The organism is Flavobacterium sp., assembly GCF_017985075.1.
Taxonomy (GTDB): Bacteria; Bacteroidota; Bacteroidia; order Flavobacteriales; family Flavobacteriaceae; genus Flavobacterium.
Map to the genome: position 1 here is coordinate 1 of NZ_JAGNYF010000105.1, position 3,478 is coordinate 3,478.

Consider the following 3,478-nt stretch of genomic DNA (forward strand, 5'->3'; position numbering starts at 1 on the left):
TAGCAATACAATCGGTCTGCCCAAGGCGAATTTTCAAAATTATCTACACATTCTTCGTAGGCATTTTCTTCAATTTCAATAGCATCAATTTGCTCTGAGAAACTTCTTTGGGCTAACATAAGGGAAATTATTCCTGTTCCAGCTCCAATATCAAGTATGTTATATGGATTGTTAATTAGCGGTGTCCAAGCTCCCAACAAAACACCATCTGTTCCCACTTTCATGGCAGATTTTTCTTGTTGAACTGAAAATTGTTTGAATGAAAAAATCATAAATTAATTATGAATGTTGAGTAACGAATGTTAAATGTTTAAGTTTTTTGCTACTCCAAATACAAATCCACTAAACCAATTGGTGTGTTTAAAACCAATTCTTTTTCTTTTCTATTGACTTCAATAATAAAAGAGTCAATCATAGGAACTAAAACTTGTTTTTGTCCTTTGAAAATTTCAAAAATAGGTTGAGCGGCATTATCCAAAATGGCGTGAACGGTTCCTATATCACCTAAGCGTTGGTCTGTAACTTTAAAACCTATAATTTCGTGAAAATAAAACTTGGTGCCTTCTAATTTTGGTAACATCGTTAGAGGTAAATATACTTCTAAATTTTTCATATTGTCGGCTTCTAGTTCCGTATCAACATCTTCAAATTTAACGCGTAAAAATTTATCTCTATGAATGGATGATTTATCAATAAAAAATGGAACCAGATTTTTATTGTATTCAATAAAAACTGATTCCAAATTTTGATAAAGTTCAGGTTCGTCTGTATCTAAAAAGATAAGAACTTCCCCTTTGAAACTAAATTTTTTAGCGATTTTGCCTAAATAGAAACATTCATCTTTACGCATTATCGCAGAATATATTAAGCTTCTTTTTCTTCGTTGTTTTCTTCAGCAGCAGGAGCTTCTGTAGTTTCTTCTGCAACAGCCTCAACTACCTCTTCAACAGCAACTTCTTCAGTTACCTCAGCAGCAGCTTCAACTTCAACTACTTCTTCTGTAGCAACTTCTTCAGTTACTTCAGCAGCAGCTTCAACTACTTCTTCTGCTTTTACAGCATCAGCAATTGCAGCCATACGTTTTTCGTTTGCTACTTGTTCCGCTTTAAAAGCTTTAGCTTTAGCATCTGCTTGTGCCTTGCTTAAACCATCTTTTTTAGCATCTACTTTTCCAGCTTTTGCATCTAACCAAGTTGCTAATTTAGCATCGGCTTGTTCTTGTGTTAAAGCACCTTTTCTAACTCCACCATCTAAATGATGTTTCAACAAAGCACCTTTATAAGATAAAATTGCTTTAGCCGTGTCAGTTGGTTGGGCACCATTGTGTAACCATTGAACAGCACTATCAACATTTAAATCAATAGTTGCAGGGTTAGTGTTTGGATTGTACGTTCCTATTTTTTCTAGGTATTTACCATCTCTTTTTGAGCGGGCATCTGCCGCTACGATCCAGAAAAAAGGTTTCCCTTTTTTACCATGTCTTTGTAATCTAATTCTTACTGGCATAATCTTGTGATTAAATTTGAGGTACTCGACCTCGGTTAATTAAGGGTGCAAAGATAATAATAATTATCAAATTTCAATGTTTTATGTTTAATTATTTTTAAATGAGGCTTTTAGTAATAAGTTTACTTTAGATTTAATATCGATTCTATTTTTTTTTATTGTTGCTAAATAGATACTTTAAAAAAAATACAATTAAAACTACCGCCAAAAAAACAAGTTTGAAACTGGATTTTAATTCTCTAAAATTGTGAAACTCGAACATAATATTTTTAATAAACATAATTTTACAAAGTTAAAATTTAATTTAAATTATAGATTTAATCTTGAAAAACGAACCTGTTTTTAAAAAAACTACTATTTGTCTTTTGAGTTTGTTTTTAAAATTGGTTTTTGACATTCATATTCATTTCGTATATTTGAACTTTATAAAGAAAAATCATGGAAAACATAAAACAATACGTTCAGGAGAACAAAGAACGATTTATTAAAGAATTAATAGAATTACTAAAAATACCTTCTGTTAGTGCAGACAGCGCATATGCTCAAGATGTAATTAATACTGCCGAATCTGTAAAATCTAGTTTGGAAAAAGCAGGTTGTGATGTAGTAGAAATGTGCGAAACACCAGGCTATCCAATCGTTTACGGACACAAAATAATTGATCCAAGCCTTCCTACAGTTTTAGTTTATGGACATTATGATGTGCAACCCGCAGACCCAATTGAATTGTGGACATCTCCTCCATTTGAACCCGTAATTAAAACCACAGAAATTCATCCAGAAGGTGCAATTTTTGCACGTGGTGCTTGTGACGACAAAGGTCAAATGTACATGCACGTTAAAGCTTTTGAATACATGATTGCCAATAATAACTTGCCTTGTAATGTAAAATTTATGATTGAAGGGGAAGAAGAAGTGGGTTCTAAAAGCTTAGGTTGGTTTGTGGAACGCAATCAAGAAAAATTATCTTGTGATGTAATTTTAATTTCAGATACAGGAATGATTTCAAACACGCAACCTTCAATTACAACTGGTTTGCGCGGTTTAAGCTATGTGGAAGTAGAAGTAACGGGTCCAAATAGAGATTTACATTCTGGTTTATACGGTGGAGCTGTTGCTAATCCTATAAATATTTTAACCAAAATGATTGCTTCATTACACGATGAAAATAATCATATTACGATTCCTGGTTTTTACGATGGTGTGGAAGAATTATCGTTAGAAGAAAGAGCCGAAATGGCAAAAAGACCGTATTCTGAAGATGATTACAAAAAAGCATTACATATTGCAGATACCTACGGTGAATCTGGTTATACAACTAACGAGAGAAATTCTATTCGTCCAACTTTAGATGTAAACGGAATTTGGGGTGGTTATACTGGTGAAGGTGCAAAAACCGTAATTGCAAGTAAAGCGTTTGCAAAAATTTCGATGCGATTGGTTCCAAATCAAGATTGGGAAAACATAACAGAATTATTTAAAAAACACTTTGAAAGTATAGCGCCAAGTGCTGTAACTGTAAAGGTAACACCTCATCATGGTGGACAAGGTTATGTAACTCCAATTGACAGTATTGGCTATCAAGCTGCGAATAAAGCGTATACAGAATCGTTTGGTGTTTCTGCAATTCCGGTTCGTTCGGGTGGAAGTATTCCAATAGTTGCTTTGTTTGAAAAAGAATTGAAAAGCAAAACTATTTTAATGGGATTTGGTTTGGATAGCGATGCCATTCACTCACCAAATGAACACTATGGAATTTTCAACTATATGAAAGGAATTGAAACCATTCCGTTATTTTATAAATATTTTACAGAAATGTATAAAAAATAAAAAGAAGAAATTAATTTGCGAAAAGAAAACTTAGTTTATATATTTGCACTCCAATTATCGCGGGTATGGTGAAATTGGTAGACACGCCAGACTTAGGATCTGGTGCCGCAAGGTGTGAAGGTTCGAGTCCTTTTACCCGCAC

General features: G+C 33.4%; 4 protein-coding genes and 1 tRNA gene. 2 read left to right on the forward strand and 3 right to left on the reverse strand.

Annotated elements, in window-relative coordinates; genetic code table 11:
• The 3 genes from KA468_RS10930 to KA468_RS10940 form a co-directional block, all read right to left on the reverse strand.
• A partial coding sequence (locus KA468_RS10930; RefSeq protein WP_291242964.1) for a methyltransferase occupies nucleotides 1-269 on the reverse strand: 269 nt, incomplete at its 3' end.
• Between the two features lie 53 nt (nucleotides 270-322).
• Nucleotides 323-850 (reverse strand): ribosome maturation factor RimM, encoded by a 528-nt coding sequence (gene rimM, locus KA468_RS10935; RefSeq protein ID WP_291242965.1) that lies wholly within the window; start codon nucleotides 848-850, stop codon nucleotides 323-325.
• Between the two features lie 14 nt (nucleotides 851-864).
• Nucleotides 865-1,506 carry a 30S ribosomal protein S16 gene (locus KA468_RS10940; protein WP_291242966.1) on the reverse strand — a complete coding sequence of 214 codons (642 nt, stop codon included), beginning with the start codon at nucleotides 1,504-1,506 and terminating at the stop codon, nucleotides 865-867.
• 438 nt (nucleotides 1,507-1,944) lie between these two features.
• Between KA468_RS10940 and KA468_RS10945 the strand changes: the two genes are divergently transcribed.
• The gene (locus KA468_RS10945) at nucleotides 1,945-3,336 is read left to right on the forward strand and encodes a dipeptidase (RefSeq protein ID WP_291242967.1); all 1,392 of its coding nucleotides are present in this window, start codon (nucleotides 1,945-1,947) and stop codon (nucleotides 3,334-3,336) included.
• Nucleotides 3,337-3,395: 59 nt separating this feature from the next.
• A tRNA-Leu gene (locus KA468_RS10950) sits at nucleotides 3,396-3,477 on the forward strand.
• Nucleotide 3,478 lies beyond the last annotated feature (1 nt).

Excerpts from the sequence above, each read along its gene's own strand:
- rimM (WP_291242965.1), bottom strand. The coding sequence starts at position 850 with ATGCGTAAAGATGAATGTTTCTATTTAGGCAAAATCGCTAAAAAATTT.
- KA468_RS10940 (WP_291242966.1), bottom strand. The coding sequence starts at position 1,506 with ATGCCAGTAAGAATTAGATTACAAAGACATGGTAAAAAAGGGAAACCT.
- KA468_RS10945 (WP_291242967.1), top strand. The coding sequence starts at position 1,945 with ATGGAAAACATAAAACAATACGTTCAGGAGAACAAAGAACGATTTATT.